This window comes from Stappia sp. G46H5W, from assembly GCF_058448995.1.
Genome location: NZ_JBZFLL010000002.1, coordinates 858,794 through 876,799, shown reverse-complemented (window position 1 = coordinate 876,799; position 18,006 = coordinate 858,794). Strand labels below are relative to the sequence as shown.

18 protein-coding genes are annotated in these 18,006 nt (G+C 64.4%); 15 read left to right on the top strand and 3 right to left on the bottom strand.

What is annotated here, in order from left to right; genetic code table 11:
• Positions 1-39 precede the first annotated feature (39 nt).
• Positions 40-660, bottom strand: coding sequence for a LysE family translocator (locus ACVJ6E_RS09740; RefSeq protein ID WP_120268074.1), 621 nt, complete (start codon positions 658-660; stop codon positions 40-42).
• 101 nt (positions 661-761) lie between these two features.
• On the opposite strand from ACVJ6E_RS09740, the gene ACVJ6E_RS09735 reads away from it, so the two are divergent.
• A complete protein-coding gene (locus ACVJ6E_RS09735; RefSeq protein ID WP_120268073.1) occupies positions 762-2,156 on the top strand; it encodes an aminotransferase-like domain-containing protein in 1,395 nt (464 codons plus the stop codon).
• Positions 2,157-2,183: 27 nt separating this feature from the next.
• On the opposite strand, the gene hemB is transcribed toward ACVJ6E_RS09735, so the two are convergent.
• A complete protein-coding gene (hemB, locus tag ACVJ6E_RS09730; RefSeq protein ID WP_491676444.1) occupies positions 2,184-3,152 on the bottom strand; it encodes a porphobilinogen synthase in 969 nt (322 codons plus the stop codon).
• Positions 3,153-3,423: 271 nt separating this feature from the next.
• Between hemB and ACVJ6E_RS09725 the strand changes: the two genes are divergently transcribed.
• The 14 genes from ACVJ6E_RS09725 (at position 3,424) to ACVJ6E_RS09660 (ending at position 17,316) form a co-directional block, all read left to right on the top strand.
• Positions 3,424-4,563, top strand: coding sequence for an isobutyryl-CoA dehydrogenase (locus tag ACVJ6E_RS09725; RefSeq protein WP_120268071.1), 1,140 nt, complete (start codon positions 3,424-3,426; stop codon positions 4,561-4,563).
• Between the two features lie 84 nt (positions 4,564-4,647).
• Entirely contained in the window at positions 4,648-5,709 is a 1,062-nt protein-coding gene (locus ACVJ6E_RS09720; protein ID WP_120268070.1) for an enoyl-CoA hydratase/isomerase family protein, read from the top strand.
• 51 nt (positions 5,710-5,760) lie between these two features.
• Entirely contained in the window at positions 5,761-6,171 is a 411-nt protein-coding gene (locus tag ACVJ6E_RS09715) for a DUF6163 family protein (RefSeq protein ID WP_120268069.1), read from the top strand.
• Between the two features lie 123 nt (positions 6,172-6,294).
• Complete coding sequence (gene mmsB / locus ACVJ6E_RS09710; protein WP_120268068.1) at positions 6,295-7,191, top strand: 3-hydroxyisobutyrate dehydrogenase; 897 nt, start codon at positions 6,295-6,297, stop codon at positions 7,189-7,191.
• Positions 7,192-7,456: 265 nt separating this feature from the next.
• Positions 7,457-7,969, top strand: coding sequence for a transcriptional regulator LdtR (gene ldtR, locus ACVJ6E_RS09705; protein ID WP_120268067.1), 513 nt, complete (start codon positions 7,457-7,459; stop codon positions 7,967-7,969).
• A 287-nt stretch (positions 7,970-8,256) separates the two neighbouring features.
• The gene (locus tag ACVJ6E_RS09700) at positions 8,257-9,576 is read left to right on the top strand and encodes a L,D-transpeptidase family protein (protein ID WP_491676435.1); all 1,320 of its coding nucleotides are present in this window, start codon (positions 8,257-8,259) and stop codon (positions 9,574-9,576) included.
• Positions 9,577-9,673: 97 nt separating this feature from the next.
• Entirely contained in the window at positions 9,674-9,877 is a 204-nt protein-coding gene (locus ACVJ6E_RS09695) for a DUF6898 family protein (RefSeq protein WP_209006189.1), read from the top strand.
• A 187-nt stretch (positions 9,878-10,064) separates the two neighbouring features.
• Complete coding sequence (gene glyA, locus ACVJ6E_RS09690) at positions 10,065-11,375, top strand: serine hydroxymethyltransferase (RefSeq protein WP_120268382.1); 1,311 nt, start codon at positions 10,065-10,067, stop codon at positions 11,373-11,375.
• 85 nt (positions 11,376-11,460) lie between these two features.
• Positions 11,461-11,937, top strand: a complete 477-nt coding sequence (nrdR, locus tag ACVJ6E_RS09685) for a transcriptional regulator NrdR (RefSeq protein ID WP_067214791.1) — start codon at positions 11,461-11,463, stop codon at positions 11,935-11,937.
• Positions 11,938-11,956: 19 nt separating this feature from the next.
• A complete protein-coding gene (ribD, locus tag ACVJ6E_RS09680; RefSeq protein ID WP_120268066.1) occupies positions 11,957-13,081 on the top strand; it encodes a bifunctional diaminohydroxyphosphoribosylaminopyrimidine deaminase/5-amino-6-(5-phosphoribosylamino)uracil reductase RibD in 1,125 nt (374 codons plus the stop codon).
• Position 13,082: 1 nt separating this feature from the next.
• Positions 13,083-13,685: a riboflavin synthase gene (locus tag ACVJ6E_RS09675; RefSeq protein ID WP_120268065.1), complete on the top strand. Its 603-nt coding sequence runs from the start codon at positions 13,083-13,085 to the stop codon at positions 13,683-13,685.
• A gap of 203 nt (positions 13,686-13,888) precedes the next feature.
• Complete coding sequence (ribH, locus tag ACVJ6E_RS09670; protein ID WP_120268064.1) at positions 13,889-14,335, top strand: 6,7-dimethyl-8-ribityllumazine synthase; 447 nt, start codon at positions 13,889-13,891, stop codon at positions 14,333-14,335.
• Between the two features lie 2 nt (positions 14,336-14,337).
• Complete coding sequence (gene nusB, locus ACVJ6E_RS09665) at positions 14,338-14,865, top strand: transcription antitermination factor NusB (RefSeq protein ID WP_120268063.1); 528 nt, start codon at positions 14,338-14,340, stop codon at positions 14,863-14,865.
• Between the two features lie 315 nt (positions 14,866-15,180).
• Complete coding sequence (locus ACVJ6E_RS09660) at positions 15,181-17,316, top strand: sodium-translocating pyrophosphatase (RefSeq protein ID WP_120268062.1); 2,136 nt, start codon at positions 15,181-15,183, stop codon at positions 17,314-17,316.
• Between the two features lie 142 nt (positions 17,317-17,458).
• Here ACVJ6E_RS09660 and ACVJ6E_RS09655 read toward each other — a convergent pair whose 3' ends face one another.
• Positions 17,459-17,896 carry an outer membrane protein assembly factor BamE gene (locus ACVJ6E_RS09655; protein WP_120268061.1) on the bottom strand — a complete coding sequence of 146 codons (438 nt, stop codon included), beginning with the start codon at positions 17,894-17,896 and terminating at the stop codon, positions 17,459-17,461.
• Positions 17,897-18,006: the final 110 nt, after the last annotated feature.

Here is an 18,006-nt window from a genome sequence, read left to right as displayed (position 1 = left end):
AAGGGCCTGGCACTGCGGAAAAGGTCCGCTCAACTGCCATCAAGCAGGGATCATTTGCAAGCTCAGGATGGTGGAGCCGACCATCAGTCCGGCCAGAGCGATGCGCAGGGCGTTGAGCAGTCTGGTGCCACCAGCATTGCTGCGTAGCCAGCTTCCGGCGAGCAGCCACAAGCCGTTCAGGCAGCCGCCGAGGCACAGAAAGGTCAGCGACAGGACCAGCGCATCCGCGAAGTAGCGCTCTGCAGAGACGAACTGGCTGATGCCGGCGATCTGCATCGCATAGGCTTTCGGATTCAGCGGATGCACCCAGAAGCCGCGGCCGTAGCCGGGGATGCGGTCGGCTTTGACGCCTCCGCGCACCGGGCTGCGGACGATCACCCAGGCGAGATAAAGGATGTACCCGAGGCACAGAAGCCGAAGGACCTCGAAGATCTCCGGAGCGCTCTTCAGCAGCGCGAAGAGCCCGGCGACGTTCAGCCAGTAGATGACCTGGAAACCAGACATCTGACCGAGCATGAACGGGACGGCAGGGCGCGCGCCGAAGGAGATGCCGTTCGCCATCAGGGCCATGTTTGCGGGGCCGGGAGAGCCGACCATGGCGGAGACGAAAAGGGCAAGCAGCCCGAACTGGGCGATCGGCATCAGGAGATCGGAGGGCATCTGGCAGCGACTTCATCAGGGCGACCGGCGCGGTCGCGGATTGTGTTTCGCCGGCAGAATTGGCTTGAAACAATGCGTGTTACAATCGTAACATTGTTCTTATGACAATATTGCCCGACATTCCCTCCGGCCTCGACGAACCGGTCACCGTGCGCTCGCTCGAGGCGCATCTGCGCTCGTGCGTCGAGCGCGGTGTTCTCGCCGCCGGTGACCGCCTTCCGCCGATTAGGGAAGCTGCGTGGAAGCTCGGTTGCGCACCGGGGACCGTCGCGCGCGCCTATCGGGCACTGGAACTTGCCGGTCTCGCGCATGGAGAAGTGGGGCGCGGCACATTCATTACAGCCGGCGACAGAAAACTGGCCTTTCCCCAATCCGGTGCCGGGCTTGCCGGAGGGATCGCCGATCTGGCGGTCAACAGCTTCCTCATCGAGGATGCCTCGCCCCTCATCGGTGAAGCCCTGGCTGTGGCTCAGGCGGAGCTCGCCCGCGGCGAGATGCCTCTTGCCTATCTCACAGCCGGAGAGGACGGGGAAATCCGGGGCATCGCGGCGCGCTTTCTCGGTCGGCAGGGCGGAGAGCTGAGTGCCGAGGGGATCGTCGTGACGGCCGGCGCCCAGGCGGCGATTGCCTCCACCTTTCTGGCGTTGACCGAAAATGGCGGCGGGATCGCCTGCGACACGCTGACCTATCCGGGCGTAATCAGCGCGGCGAGCGCTGCCCGCGCGCGCCTCCATCCTGTGAGGATGGATGACGAGGGTATGGATCCGGAGGCGTTCGAGGCCTTGTGCCGGCGCTCCAACATCGCCTGCGTCTTTCTCATGCCGTCGACGCAGAATCCGACCGGACGACGGATGTCCGCTCGGCGCTGCGAGGAACTCGCCGAGGTTGCCGCACGTCATGGCGTGGTGGTGGTCGAGGACCGGATCTACGACTTTCTGGCTGAGGAGGGCACGCGCATCGGCGTATCAGGCATTCTTCCCGACAGCACGGTACTCGTTACCGGCCTTTCCAAATGCGTGGCGCCGATCCTGCGCGTCGGCTTCGTTGCGGCGCCGAGGCCGCTTGCCCGTCAGATCCTCGCGGTGAAGAACGCGCTCAGCCTGATGGTGTCGCCACTTCTGACGCGGGTCGCGGCCCACATCCTCTCCAATGACGGGTTCGAGACCCGGCTGGCGCGGATACGAAGGGGCATCGCGGCGCGTGCTGCAGTCGCGCACGAACTCTTCCCGCAGTTGAAGCCGGAGGCGCTGCGGGGCGGGCTTGCCTGGCTGAACCTTGAGGGTGGATGGACTGCCGACGCTTTTGCGGCAGAGGCGGAAGCGCTCGGCGTGCGTGTGGCGCCGGCGCGCTTCTTTGCGGTCGAGCCGCGCGGCGCACCGGAGGCGGTGCGCCTGTGTCTTGGCAGCGTTGCCGGCGAGGATGTCTGTCGGCGGGCGCTGGAGGATCTTGCGAGCCTCATGGCGCGCCCGCCGCGCGGGCCTCAGATTTTACCCTGAGGCGCGTTGTGCCGAGGCGCAGCCGGGTCAGTCTAGGCCCTTGAGCTTTCGTGCCGCGCGCGGCGCGAAATAGGTCAGCACGCCGTCCGCCCCGGCGCGCTTGAAGGCCATCAGGCTCTCCATCATGGCGCGCTCGCCATCGAGCCAGCCATTGCCGGCTGCGGCCATGATCATCGCGTATTCGCCGGACACCTGGTAGGCAAAGGTCGGACGCTCGAACGTATCCTTCACCCGGCGAATGATATCGAGATAGGGCAGGCCGGGCTTTACCATGATCATGTCTGCGCCTTCCTCCAGGTCCAGCGCGACTTCATGCAGCGCTTCGTCGCTGTTGGCCGGGTCCATCTGGTAGGTGCGCTTGTCGCCGACCAGCGTCGTGTTGGTGCCGACCGCGTCGCGGAACGGACCGTAGAAGGCGGACGCGTATTTCGCCGCGTAAGACATGATCTGGACGTCCCGATAGCCAGCGGCATCCAGACCGGCACGGATCGCGCCGATACGTCCGTCCATCATGTCGGACGGAGCAATGACGTCGGCCCCGGACTCGGCCTGCAGCAGCGCCTGTGCCACCAGCTGGGCCACCGTCTCGTCGTTCAGGATCGTCTCGCCCTTCATCAGGCCGTCATGGCCGTGGCTGGTATAGGGATCGAGCGCCACATCGGTGACGATGCCGATCGGCAGGCCGGTGTCCTTGATGGCGCGGCAGGCGCGGCAAATCAGGTTTTCCGGGTTGAGAGCTTCCGAACCGTCGGCATCGCGCAGCGAGGGATCGGTGTTGGGGAAGAGTGCGATCGCCGGAATGCCGAGATCGGCGGCTTCTTCTACCTGGCGGGCGATATTGTCGACGCTGTAGCGCATGACGCCGGGCATGGAAGCGACCGGCTGCTCGACGCCGGTTCCTTCGGTCAGGAACAGCGGCCAGATCAGATCGTCCACCGTCAGCGTGTTCTCGCGCACCATCCGGCGCGACCAGTCCGTGCGGCGGTTGCGGCGCATGCGACGCCCCCCGACGATACTGTCGACATCGTGGGCCTTGGTGGTCGGGTTGGAGCGATGGTGAGCGGTCATCTGAACTTCCCTGCAGGGGTGTTGATCGGGTTGGTCGGACCCTACCACTGTGACGGTGCCAATCGGAAGCCTGCCGGAGGCTGCAACCCTTGGCCGGATTGACGCAGGCCAAGGGGCTGGATAATCCAGCAATCTACCGTCGGGAAGACCGGGGCTGTGCGGCCTCGTGCCGCGACACGGCTCTGGGAGGAGGCTGACAATGGATTTTGCGCTCGGGGAAGACCAGCGTGCGTTTCAGGATGTCGCTCGCCAGTTCGCGCGCGACGAGATGGAGCCTCACGCCAAGGAGTGGGACGAGAACTCGTTCTTTCCGGTGGAGACGCTCCGCAAGGCGGCCGAGCTCGGCTTCGGCGGGATCTATGTCGGAGACGACGTCGGCGGTTCGGGTCTCGGGCGGCTCGACGCGGCGGTGATCTTCGAGGAGCTGGCAGCCGGCTGCACCTCGACGGCGGCCTATATTTCGATCCACAACATGGCCGCCTGGATGATCGACCGCTTCGGCTCGCAGGAGCAGCGCGAGCGGTTCCTGCCCGATCTGTGCTCGATGGCGCGGTTCGCAAGCTACTGCCTGACGGAACCGGGATCCGGGTCGGATGCGGCGAGCCTGCGCACCCGCGCTGCGCTCGACGGCGATCACTACGTTCTCAACGGCTCCAAGGCGTTCATCTCCGGCGGCGGCGCGTCTGACGTCTATGTGGTGATGGTGCGCACCGGCGGGGAGGGGCCGAAGGGCATCTCCTGTCTCGTGGTCGAGAAGGACACGCCGGGCCTCAGCTTCGGCGCTCAGGAAATCAAGCTTGGCTGGAAGAGCCAGCCGACCGCCCAGGTGAACTTCTCCGATTGCCGGGTGCCGGTGGCGAACCGGATCGGCGAGGAAGGCGAGGGCTTCCGCATCGCCATGGCGGGCCTCGACGGCGGGCGCCTCAACATCGGCGCCTGCTCGCTCGGCGCGGCGCAGAGCTGTCTCGATCGCTCCATCGCCTATCTCAAGGAGCGCCGGCAGTTCGGCCGTCCGCTGGCCGAATTCCAGGCGCTGCAATTCCGTCTGGCGGACATGGCGACGGAGCTGGAGGCCGCTCGCCTGTTGCTCCACAAGGCCGCCACGCTGGTCGATGCGAAGACGCCGGATGCGACCCGGATGGCCGCAATGGCCAAGCGAATGGCGACCGATGTGGGCTTCTCCGTCGTCAACGAGGCGTTGCAATTGCATGGTGGTTACGGCTATCTGCGTGACTATCCGGTGGAGCGTTATCTGCGTGACGTCCGCGTGCATCAGATTCTGGAAGGTACCAACGAGATCATGCGTGTGATCATCGCCAGGGACCTTCTGAAGGATTGACGGGACGGCCGTATTCTTGCGCGCAATGTTCCTTCGCCGTTTGGAATAAGATGAGAGTTCTGGCGAATTTGTTGAGGATACTTGATGAGCGAACCCGAGATCCTGTTTGAGCGGATCGGCCGTGCCGGCGTTGTGACACTGAACCGTCCCAAGGCGCTCAATGCGCTGACGCGCGGCATGGTGCTGGAGATGATCGACCAGCTGGAGCGTTGGGCGACCGACGACGCCGTGCACCATGTGATCGTGCGCGGAGCGGGCGATCGCGCGTTTTGCGCCGGCGGCGACATCCGCAAGATCTACGATCAGGGAATGTCGGGCGATCCGACGCGGGCTGAGTTCTTCGGCGACGAGTACCGTCTCAACGTCCGCGTCAAGCGCTTCCCCAAGCCCTATATCGCCCTCATCGACGGGATCGTGATGGGCGGCGGCGTCGGCGTGTCCGTCCACGGCAGCCACCGCGTCGGCACGGAGCGCACCACTTTCGCCATGCCCGAAACCGGCATCGGTTTCTTTCCCGATGTCGGCGGTTCGTGGTTCCTGCCGCGCATGCCGCAGGAAAGCGGAATGATGGCAGCCCTTTCGGCCGGGCGGCTCAAGCAGGCGGACGCCCTGTGGTCCGGCATCCTGACCCATGGCATCGCCTCCGGCGACATGGAAGCTCTGGCCGCCGAGCTCACCGAAACCGACGATATCGACGGCACGATTGCTCGCTATGCAGCCTGTCACGACGCTGGCGAGGCCCCGCTTGCCGCGCGTGCAGCCACGATTTCTGAGGTTTTCGGTCGGGGTTCTGTTGCCGAGATCCTGCAGGCGCTCGATGAGCTCGCCGCAAAGGCGGGCGACCCGAATGCCGCCTGGGCCGGGGACCTGGCGGCCGCAATTCGGTCCAAGTCGCCGACCAGCGTGATGCTTGCGTTCCAACAGCTCCGCCGCGGTGCGACCCTCGACTTCGAGGAGTGCATGCGCCTCGAGTACCGCATCGTCTGCCACATCCTCCAGGGCGCCGACTTCTACGAGGGCGTGCGCGCGGTGATTGTCGACAAGGACAATGCCCCGAAGTGGTCGCCGGCCGATCTGGCCGATGTGACCGAGGCGGACATTCTGGCGCACTTCGAGATGCCCGTCGGTGGTGATCTCGACGTGTGATGTGATCTGCCGGGCTCGCCAGGGCGAGCCGGTGGAGCGGAAAGGCTCGTCATGACCACGCTGTTTCTGGATTACCTGAAGAACAGGCCGGCCTGGTCTGTGACGCTCGTGTGGTACTTGCGGGCAATCGCCATCCTGTTGATCTTCAGCGGCCTCATTCACTGGGCGCGCATCGTCGGCATGTCCCCCTGGCGCGGCCAGTGGTTCTGGGAAATGCCCGTCGAATGGCAGGCGGCAACGGTCTTCTTCGGCGTTCTGGATCTGGTCGCGGCCATCGGCCTCTGGCTGACCGTGTCCTGGGGCACGGTAATGTGGCTGACCCGCGCTCTCACCCAGGTGGTGATGCACACGCTGTTTGCCGACATCTTCGGTCGGCGCCCCTACGAGATCGCCTTCTATCTGACGACCATCGCGATCTATCTCATCCTGCTCTACCTCAGCGAGAGAGAGCAGCGACGCTGATCGCGCAAGATTGCGGCCCGGGGCAGGGAGGCCGGCTCCGGTTCGTTGGACACGATGTGCCCGCATGATTTCGCGGGTGGGAGTGACAGTGCCGCCGTCGGGGCGGAAAAGGGAGAAATGCTTATGGCAAAGGTCGGGTTTATCGGGCTTGGAAACATGGGTGGTCCGATGGCCGCCAATCTCGTCAAGGCGGGACACGAGGTGCGCGGCCTCGATTTGTCGGCCGAGGCCAAGGCGCGCCTCGTCGAGGTGGGCGGCAAGACGGCGGACAATCTGGCGGAGTTGGCATCCGACGCCGACGTGATTGTGTCGATGCTTCCGGCGGGAGCCCACGTTCGCAAGGTCTATGCCGGCGAAGATGGCATTCTGGCTCATGCCCGCCCGGGTACGCTGCTTATCGACAGCTCGACCATCGACGTGGAGAGCGCGCGCGCTGTTGCAGCGGCGGCCGAGAAGGCCGGCATGCCGATGGTCGATGCGCCGGTTTCCGGCGGTGTCGGCGGCGCTGCGGCCGGCACGCTCACCTTCATGGTCGGCGGCCCGGATGCCGCGTTCGAGGCCGCTCGCCCCTATCTGGACGTGATGGGCAAGACCATCGTCCACGCCGGCGGCGCCGGCACAGGCCAGGCGGCGAAGATCTGCAACAACATGCTGCTGGGCATTTCGATGATCGGTACCTGCGAGGCGTTCGTCCTTGCCGAGCGTCTCGGTCTCGACGCGCAGAAGCTGTTCGACATTTCCTCTACCGCGTCCGGTCAGTGCTGGTCGTTGACGACCTATTGCCCGGTGCCGGGGCCGGTGCCGACCTCGCCGGCCAACCGCGACTACCAGCCGGGCTTCGCCGCAGCGATGATGCTGAAGGATCTCAAGCTGGCGCAGGAGGCCGCGCATGCCAGCGGCGCGTCCACGCCGCTCGGCGCCGAGGCTGCAGCCCTGTACAATCTTTTTTGTAATGGCGGCGACGCAAACACGGACTTTTCCGGCATCGTCCGGTTCCTGCGCGGCAAGACCGGAGAGTGAATCGTCCATACGCTGGACACTAACGACACTGGAAGGCGCGAAGCGGGAGACCGTTTCGCGCCTTGCTTGCTTGAAGCGGCCCTGAAAACCCTGACCTTCGCCAGAAAATATCGTTAACAGACTGTATTTCGTTGCGTCCTGCATCGCATTTGCGCGTTAACCGGAGATTTAGTCTCCTTTTTAAGCGGATTTTAGAGACCGTCGCGTATTGTCAGTCTCAAGGTGACAAAAAACGCACCGCTAACAATACATGAGGCGCAAACAAATGATGACCGCAAAGAAGGCAGTCGACGTCGCGTTGCAGGCTGAAGAGAGCGATGACATCAAGCCGCTCTACCTGGAAGCTTTGACGCTGGTCGAGCGTCTGCATCGGCGACTGCTCGATGTGATCAAGGATGAGTTCGACCGCGAGGGCCGCGCGGATGTGAACAGCGTGCAGGCGCTGCTGCTGTTCAACATCGGCGATGCGGAATTGACCGCTGGTGAACTGCGGACCCGCGGCTACTACCTCGGCTCGAACGTGTCCTACAACCTCAAGAAGCTTGTCGACATGGGCTTCATCCATCACCAGCGCTCGCGCACCGACCGCCGTTCGGTCCGTGTCAGCCTGACGGCGAAGGGCAAGGATGTCGCGGAGAAGGTGAGCGCGCTGTACGAGCGGCACATGCTGTCGGTCGAGCAGGTCGGCGAAATCGGAGCCGACGACTTCAAGGTTCTCAACCGTTCGCTGCGCCGCCTTGAGCGCTTCTGGACCGATCAGATCCTCTATCGTCTCTGATTTTCGGGGAACTCCCGGTCCGTCTTCATCGAAGCCGCCTCGTGCAGATCGCGCGAGGCGGCTTCGCTGCGTCTGGACTTTTTGGCGCCGCGACATGAATGCGCCATAATGGGATGGCTTAGGAACCGTTGCGTCATTCGCTATGGATGAAGCGTGGTCCGGGCAGAGTATTGCCGCGTCGGGCCGGGGCGGGTCTCCTTTGTCGACGGCTGTGAGCATTTGTTAATGCCGGCCGCGTATCCCTGACGAGACCTTTCTGAGCTTGACCTGGGACTGGAGTCGATACGGTGGGATTTGCAGCAACCGACCTCTTCGATGGGCGCCTGCTCGGCCTTAGGGCCGGAGCGCGCGGCGCCGCACTCGCATTGACCGGCCTTTTCGCGTCCGTCGCGATCGGGAACAATGCGCTCGCGCAGCCGGCGCCCGTGCAGATGAGGCTCGAACAGCAGCGTGTCGAATGGAACGACCAGTTCGATACGACGATGCGCAGTCTGCAGGCGGTCGAATCTTCCTTCCCGACCCTGTCTCCCGACACCGCGACCTATGTCGAGACCGCGATCCAGCGCTATTCGATGATCGTGCAGCAGGGCGGCTGGCAGCCTGTGACGAGCAGCCGGAAGGCGATGCGTCTGGGTATGCGCGACGAGCATGTGCTGTCGCTGCGCCGCCGCCTGATGGTCTCCGGCGACCTCGAGCAGACCGCTGGTCTTTCCGACACGTTCGATTCCTATGTCGACGCTGCCGTGCGTCGCTTCCAGCTGCGCCATGGCCTGACGCCGGACGGTGTGGTCGGACAGACCACGCTGGTTGCGATGAACGTTCCCGCCGATGTGCGGCTGTCCCAGCTCGAGACCAACCTGGTGCGGCTGCGCTCCATGTCCGGCTTCCTGGGTGATCGCTATGTGATGGTCAACATTCCGGCGGCCGAGATCGAGGCGGTAGAGAACGGCCGCGTGCGTTCGCGCCACACCGCCGTCGTCGGCAAGATCGACCGCCAGACGCCGATTCTCAATTCCTCGATCTACGAGCTCAACTTCAATCCCTACTGGACGGTGCCCGTCTCGATCATCCGCAAGGACCTGATTCCGAAGATGAACCAGGACCCGGCGTATCTGGAGAAGAACCGCATCCGGATCTTCGACTGGAAGGGCAACGAGCTCGCCTGGCAGCAGATCAACTGGAACACCGACGAGGCGACCCAGTATCAGTTCCGCCAGGAGCCGGGCGAGATCAATTCGCTCGGTTCGGTGCGCATCAACTTCCACAACTCGCATCAGGTCTATCTGCACGATACGCCGTCGAAATCGCTGTTCGGCTCCGACTACCGGTTCCACTCGTCCGGTTGCGTGCGCGTGCAGAACGTGCGCGAGCTGATCACCTGGCTGCTGGAAAGCACGACCTCCGACTGGAGTCGTGCCCGCGTCGACGAGACGATCCGCTCCGGTGCTCGCGAGGACGTCAAGTTGGGCACCAAGATCCCGATCTACATGTCCTACGTCACCGCTTGGGCGACCGCAGAAGGCGTGATCCACTTCCGCGAGGACATCTACAATCGCGACGGCGTGCTCATGAGCGAGGCCACGGTCGGAAGCGCTTCCCTGCAGTGATCGACAGACTGTCGCATCGGGACAAGAGCGGGTCGCCTCGGCGCGGGCCCGCTTTTTCCCGGTGGTACAGTCTTGCGAGTGTCGGACGGATGGTGTCGTGACCATTGGAAGGCAGCCGAAAGGCGAGGTCTATTTCGAGTTCTATCCTGTCGGCCGACAGGTCAAGGTGACGGCGATCGACGCTGCGACCGGTATCGAGGTCATCGTGCTTGGCCCGGTGCAGGCCTCCCAGGCCGACCTCCAGCAACTGGCCTTGCGTAAGCTGATGAGGCGCCTCGCCGAAGAGACGCCCGCCCGCTGATCGCACTGTGCGGAACCAGGCTGGCGAGATGTCGCGGCCGGGGCAATGGGCCTTGGTTCCCGCGAGTGGCTGTGCTATCTGGCGTGACCTTTTGGTCTGGCCGGTCCGGCATTGTTCCGACGGCGCCAATGGTCGCCATGCGCGATTGATCTCACTTCAGGACTGCTAGAGGGGACCGACGATGTCGATGACTGACACCTCGCTCGACACGGCGATTTATCCGAACTTCTTCACGCGCTCGCTTGCCGATGCGGATCCGGAGATCAACGCTGCGATCACCAGCGAACTGGGTCGCCAGCGCCACGAGATCGAGCTGATCGCATCCGAGAACATCGTTTCTCTGGCGGTCCTCGAGGCGCAGGGCACGATCCTCACCAACAAGTACGCCGAAGGCTACCCGGGCAAGCGCTACTATGGCGGCTGCGAGTATGTCGACGTTGTCGAGTCGCTGGCTATCGAGCGTGCCAAGAAGCTGTTCGGCGCCCAGTTCGCCAATGTGCAGCCGAATTCCGGCAGCCAGATGAACCAGGCCGTGTTCCTGGCGCTGCTGCAGCCGGGCGACACGTTCATGGGCCTCGATCTCAATTCGGGCGGTCACCTGACCCACGGCTCGCCGGTCAACATGTCCGGCAAGTGGTTCAACGTCGTGTCTTACGGCGTGCGTCAGGACGATCACATGCTGGACATGGACGAGATCGCGCGCCTCGCCGAGCAGCACAAGCCGAAGCTGATCATCGGCGGCGGCACGGCCTACTCCCGTACCTGGGACTGGAAGCGTCTTCGCGAGATCGCCGATTCCGTCGGCGCCTATTTCATGGTCGACATGGCGCACATCGCCGGTCTGGTCGCCGGTGGTGCACATCCTTCGCCGCTGCCGCATGCGCATGTGGTGACCACCACCACGCACAAGTCGCTGCGCGGCCCGCGCGGCGGTCTCATCCTGACCAATGACGAGGCCATCGCCAAGAAGATCAACTCGGCGGTCTTCCCGGGCCTGCAGGGCGGTCCGCTGATGCATGTCATCGCCGCCAAGGCCGTTGCCCTCGGCGAGGCGCTGCAGCCCGAGTTCAAGACCTACGCCCAGGCCGTTGTCGCCAACGCCAAGGCGCTTGCCGCCAGCCTGCAGGAGCAGGGGCTCGACATCGTGTCCGGCGGTACCGACAACCACCTGATGCTTGTTGACCTGCGCCCGAAGAACGCCACCGGCAAGCGCGCCGAGGCGGCTCTTGGCCGGGCCAACATCACCTGCAACAAGAACGGCATTCCGTTCGACCCGGAGAAGCCCTTCGTCACTTCGGGCATTCGTCTCGGCACTCCGGCCGGAACGACCCGCGGTTTCGGTCAGGGCGAATTCCGCGAGATCGGCCGGCTGATCGTCGAGGTGCTGGACGGTCTGCGTAGCAGCAACAGCGACGATGGCAATGCCGAGGTGGAAGCTCGGGTGAAGGAAAAGGTGATCGCGCTGACCGATCGCTTCCCGATCTACCCGAACCTTTGATTGCAGGCCGATGCGCTACGGCGCATCGGCACCCAGTCTTGTGGGCCGCCGTGAGGGCGGCTCACTGGTCCGGAGCCCAAAGCGCATGAAGTGCCCCTATTGCGGTTGTGACGACACCCAGGTGAAGGACTCGCGTCCCACGGAGGACAACACCGCAATCCGCCGTCGCCGGATCTGCACCGCCTGTGGCGGTCGCTTCACCACTTTCGAGCGCGTGCAGTTGCGCGAGCTAACGGTGATCAAGCGCAGCGGTCGCCGTGTACCCTTCGACCGAGACAAGCTGATGCAGTCGGTCCGCATCGCCACGCGCAAGCGCCCGGTGGAGCCGGAGCGTCTGGAGCGGATGGTGAGCGGCATCGTTCGCCAGCTCGAAAGTTCGGGAGAGAGCGACATCAAGGCGAGCGACATCGGCAACCTGGTCATGGAAGGGTTGAAGGTGATCGACGACGTTGCCTATGTGCGCTTTGCTTCCGTCTACAAGAATTTCCGGGAAGCCAAGGACTTCGAGGCGCTTCTTGACGAGATGAGCGGGCCGGACGCTGCGGCCTTCGACGAGACCTGACCCTCGGACATACCTGACCATGCCGGACAGCTGGCACGACGATCGTTTCATGGCCGCCGCCGCATCCTATGCGCGGCGTGCGCTCGGCCGCGTATGGCCCAATCCCGCAGTCGGCGCCCTAATCGTGCGCGATGACGGCGACGGCCCCGTCGTGGTCGGCCGCGGCTACACCCGCCCGCCCGGCGGACCGCATGCGGAAGTCGTCGCGCTGGCACAGGCGGGCGAGGCAGCACGCGGGGCCACCTGCTATGTCACCCTTGAGCCCTGTTCCCACCAGGGGCGGACCGGCCCGTGCTGCGTGGCGTTGGCGCAGGCAGGCATCCGAAGGGTCGTGATCGGCCTGCTCGATCCCAACCCGCGCGTCTCGGGCCGAGGTGTGGCGATGCTGGAGGCTGCCGGCGTCGAGGTGCGCTCCGGGGTGCGCGAGGAACTGTGCAGCGCCCTCCACGCCGGTCATGTCAGCCGGCTGACGCGCGGCCGTCCGCTCGTGGTCCTCAAGCTTGCGGTGTCGCGCGACGGATTCATTGGCCGGCGCGGTGCAGGACAGATCGCCATCACCGGCGAGGACGTGTTCCGCCGTGTCCACATCCTGCGCGCCGAGTGCGATGGAATTCTCGTCGGTATCGGCACGGCACTCGCCGACGACCCTTCTCTCAATTGCCGGCTTCCCGGCCTTGCCCATCGCTCCCCGGTGCGCATCATTCTTGATACGAATGCGCGGCTTCCTCTGGATAGCAAGCTCGTCCAGACAGCAGGCGAGATCCCGCTCTGGCTGCTTGTCGCCGCCGATGCCGATCCGGACAAGGTGGAGGCGCTGACGGTAGCCGGTTGCACGGTGATCCGCTTGGCGCGGGCGAAGGGCGAGCCGATCGATCCGCGCACGGCGGTGAGGGCGCTCGGCCAGCGGGGAATCACCAAGCTGATGGTTGAGGGCGGCTCCACTGTTGCGCGCGCCTTCCTGGATACGGACCTTGCCGACGAGGTCATCATCTCGCAAAGCAGTCTCGTGATCGGTGAGGGCGGCATATTGCCCTTCGGTTCGCGCGGTGCGGACATGGTCACCGCCAGTGTCCGGTTCCGCAATGTCGGCACCCGCCGGGTCGGAGCCGACACGATGACCCATTTTGTCCGCGAAAGGAGCTGACATGTTCACCGGTATCGTCACGGACATGGGGCGCATCTCGTCGGTTGAGGCCATTCCGGCCGGCCTGCGCACGCGCATTCTCACCGCCTATGATCCGGACGGGATCGACATCGGCGCTTCCATCGCCTGCGACGGCGTGTGCCACACCGTCACGGCCAAGGGCAGGGACGGTGGAGACAACTGGTTCGAGATCGAGTCGGCGGCCGAGACCCTGAGGCTGACGACCGTTGGCTGCTGGAAGGCGGGCGACCGCGTCAATCTAGAGCGTTCGCTGAAGATCGGCGACGAGCTCGGCGGCCACATCGTCCAGGGGCATGTGGACGGAACGGCAGAGATCCTGGAAAGGGTCGATCATCCGGATTCGGTGTTCTTCCGCTTCCGCGCCCCGGCCGACTGTGCCGCGTTCATCGCCAAGAAGGGTGGTGTTGCCTTGCATGGCACCTCGCTGACGGTCAACGAGGTGGATGGCGACACGTTCACGGTGTTCCTCATTCCGCATACGTTGTCGGTCACCACCTGGGGCGAGCGCAAAGCCGGTGACCGCATCAACCTCGAAGTCGACATGATGGCGCGCTACGCGGCCCGGCTCGCCGAGTATCGCTGAGCGGCTCACCGGTCCCTCGAAATCGCTTCAGATGCCCGGTGCGGGCATGGGGGGGTTGACAATCGGCGCTGGACAAAAGCGGCCCGGCATGGTTCCTACCGGCACCTTGTTGCCGGCTCCTCCGGCAGTGCAGCCGGTCCGTTTTGCCGCATCGCGCGCGTCCGGCTCCCGGCTTGCCATGACATGAAAGCGAAGAGAGCGACATGACGACCCCTCGCATCCTGATCATCGACGCCCGCTTCTACGACGACATTGCCGACGCTCTGGTTGCCGGCGCCATGGAAGTCCTCGAAGGGCAGGGCGCAGACGTCACCCGCGTCTCCGTGCCCGGCGTGCTCGAGATTCCGGCCGCTCTCGCCATGGCGCTCGCAGCCATGGAGGCAGGGACCGCAGACTATGACGGCTTCGTGCTGCTCGGCTGCGTCATCCGCGGCGAGACCTCGCATTACGACATCGTCGCCAACGAGTCGGCCCGTGCGGTGATGGAACTGACCATCGATGCGGCGCTTCCGCTCGGCAACGGCATTCTCACGGTCGAGAACGGCGAGCAGGCCTGGGCCCGCGCCGACCCGGCGAAGAAGAACAAGGGCGGTGCCGCTGCGCAGGCTGCGCTCGACATGATCGCGATCAGGGACCGTTTCGGAATCTGACAATGACTGAAGACAACGAAGCCCGGACGGAGCCAGTTGTCCGCCCTGCCAACAAGCGCGGGGCGGCGCGGCTGTCTGCCGTCCAGGCACTTTATCAGATGGATGTCGGCGGCTCGAGCCTTGCCGATGTGCTGGCCGAGTTCGAGGCGTTTCGCCTGGGCGCGGAGCTTGACGGCGAGCAGTATCGCGAGGCGGACGCATCGTGGTTCCGCGATCTCGTGAAGGGCGTCGTTGCGGAGCAGCGGTACCTCGACCCGGTGATTCATCGCTCTCTGGTGGCCGGTTGGCCGCTCCGTCGTATCGACACGACGCTGCGCGCGATCCTGCGCGCCGGTGCCTTCGAGCTGATGCGTCGCAAGGACGTGCCGGCCCGTGTCGTGATCAGCGAATATATCGACGTTGCCCGGGCCTTCTACGAGGTGGAAGAGCCGCGCATGGTCAACGGTGTGCTCGACAAGCTGGCACGTGAGTTCCGCAGCAGCGAATTCGACAGCCCCGCCAAGCCGGAGGAGGTGGAAAAGGAGGACTGAGTCCCGTTTTCCGCCCCGGTATTGGAGTGAAGCAGCCACGGCGATTCGCCGTGGCTTTTTCTTTGGTTTTACACGTGAATCTTCCCTAGCGGAAAATCGTCGTGCCCTCGCCTCCGCGACCTTGTTTCCGCAGCGTTAGAAAGTCCGTTTCGACCTGACGCCGCTCCCCGCATTTGCGGCTGAAAGCAGGGCCTGTCCTTCCGACAGGGTGGAAACTCGTCCTTGACGGGACGCACAGGACAGATACCGTTCTTCCCGCAGGACCGCATAACAATCCAAGGAAAGGTCCTTCCGCGTCCTTCATTGGGGGGAAGAATGCTCGAGCTCGTAATAGTAATTTTGTGTGGTCTGCTGTCCGTTGCATACGGTGTGTGGGCCATTCAGTCTGTCATGGCTGCCGATGCCGGCAATGCCCGTATGCAGGAAATCGCCGGTGCGATCCAGGAAGGCGCGCAGGCCTATCTCAACCGTCAGTACACGACCATCGCCATTGCCGGCGTAGTCATCTTCGCGTTGGTTTTCTGGCTGCTCGGCATCCTGGTCGCCATCGGCTTCGCCATCGGCGCGATCCTGTCTGCCGCCGCGGGATATATCGGCATGCACGTCTCGGTGCGCGCCAACGTCCGTACCGCGCAGGCCGCCAGCACCTCGCTGGCCGCAGGTCTCGAGATTGCCTTCAAGGCCGGCGCCGTCACGGGCATGCTGGTCGCGGGCCTCGCCCTGCTGGGTGTTGCCGTCTACTTCGCCATTCTCACCGGCGTGCTCAACTACGACGCTCAGAGCCGCGTGGTCATCGACGCGCTGGTCGCGCTTGGTTTCGGCGCCTCGCTGATTTCGATCTTCGCCCGCCTCGGCGGCGGCATCTTCACCAAGGGAGCGGATGTCGGCGGCGATCTCGTCGGCAAGGTCGAGGCCGGTATTCCGGAAGACGATCCGCGCAACCCGGCGACCATCGCCGACAATGTCGGCGACAATGTCGGCGATTGCGCCGGCATGGCAGCTGACCTGTTCGAGACCTACGCGGTGACGGTCGTTGCCACCATGGTGCTCGCATCGATCTTCTTCACCGGCGCGGCCGCGCTCGAACTGATGCTCCTGCCGCTGGTGATCGGCGGTGCCTGTGTCGTGACCTCGATCATCGGCACGTTCTTCGTCAAACTCGGCAGCAACAACTCGATCATGGGCGCCCTCTACAAGGGCTTCGTCGCCACAGCCGTCCTATCGGCAGTGGCGCTGTTCGGCATCATGTTCTTCTGGCTGGGCTTTTCCACCGAGTTCACCACCTCAGGCGGGCTGACCTTCTCCGGCCGGCACTTGTTCTACTGCGGCCTGCTCGGCCTGGTGGTCACCGGCCTGATCATCTGGGTGACGGAATACTATACCGGCACCGACTATCGGCCGGTGCGCTCCATCGCCCAGGCCTCGGTCACCGGCCATGGCACCAACGTCATCCAGGGTCTGGCCATCTCGCTCGAGGCGACGGCGCTTCCTGCCCTCGTGATCATCGCGGGCATCCTTGGCGCCTTCAATCTGGCGGGGCTCTTCGGCATCGCCATCGCAGTGACGACGATGCTGGCGCTCGCCGGCATGGTGGTCGCGCTCGACGCCTTCGGCCCGGTGACCGACAATGCCGGCGGCATTGCCGAAATGGCCGGCCTGCCGAGCGAGGTCCGGGTGACCACCGATGCGCTCGACGCCGTCGGCAACACCACCAAGGCGGTCACCAAGGGATATGCGATCGGCTCGGCCGGTCTTGGCGCCCTGGTGCTCTTCGCGGCCTATACCGAGGACCTGAAGTACTTCGCGGCCAACGCGACGCCCGGGTCCTATTTCGACGGGGTCGTGGTGGATTTCTCCCTGTCCAACCCCTACGTGGTGGTTGGCCTGCTCTTCGGCGGTCTGCTTCCCTACCTCTTCGGCGGCATTTCGATGACGGCCGTTGGGCGCGCCGCCGGTTCGGTGGTGGAGGAGGTGCGTCGGCAGTTCCGTGAAAAGCCGGGCATCATGGAAGGCACGGAGAAGCCGGATTACGGCCGCGCCGTCGACATGCTGACCAAGGCGGCGATCCGCGAGATGATCATCCCGTCGATGATGCCGGTCCTGTCCCCGATCGTGGTGTTCTTCGTGATCACCGCCATCGCGGGCAAGGCGCAGGGCTTTGCCGCCGTCGGCGCGATGCTGCTCGGCGTCATCGTCACCGGTCTCTTCGTCGCCATCTCCATGACTGCCGGTGGCGGAGCCTGGGACAACGCGAAGAAGTCGTTCGAGGACGGCTTCGTCGACAAGGACGGCGTCAAGCACATGAAGGGGTCCGAGGCACACAAGGCCTCGGTCACCGGCGATACAGTAGGCGATCCTTACAAGGACACCGCCGGCCCGGCGGTCAACCCGATGATCAAGATCACCAACATCATCGCGCTGTTGCTGCTGGCCGTGCTCGCACACAGCTGACGTTGCGGCCTGGGGCGCCGTCTGCTGGCGGCGCCCTCTGTACGCGAACCGTCAGCCTTTCGAGAATGCAAAACGCCCGCAGCCTTGGCTGCGGGCGTTTTCGTTGTGTCTGGCAGGAGCCGAGCAGGCTGGCCCGCGTCTGCTAAAGGTTGAGGCTCGGATTTTGCGCCCCGCGCAGGATCTGCGACAGGAAGCCGTAATCGGCACCGCCCGTGCGGGTCTTGCGGCTGAGGATGTCGACGACCTTGCCGTCTTCCAGGCTGTAATAGGCCGTGTCGCGGACAAAGCCGTCCTCGTCGAAATAGACGGCGACAACACGCTGTTCCACGGTTTCGGGCGTGAGGAACGCGGTCGTCTCCTTGACCTGCGAGATATAATAGTAGGCCTCGCCGTCGAGCCGCGAGGAGGTCGAGGGAGAGCCGAGCAGCAGCTCCACCTGTTCGCGACTCGATCCCACCTGGATGTCGCGCACCCGCTCCGGCCGGATGACGTGGCCATGGTTGATGGTGGTGGTGAAGCAACCGGCCAGCGGCAGCGCCAGGACGCCCACCAGCACTGCTCCGCGAATCCATGTCTTCATGTGAAGCGTATCCTGTTGCTTTCTGGCAGCTGTCACGGCCGGAAGGCAGCCGCGTGCCGTTTTTGTCGCTCCGCGCATCCTTGGCAAAGTCCCTAACCTGCGTTAGGCCA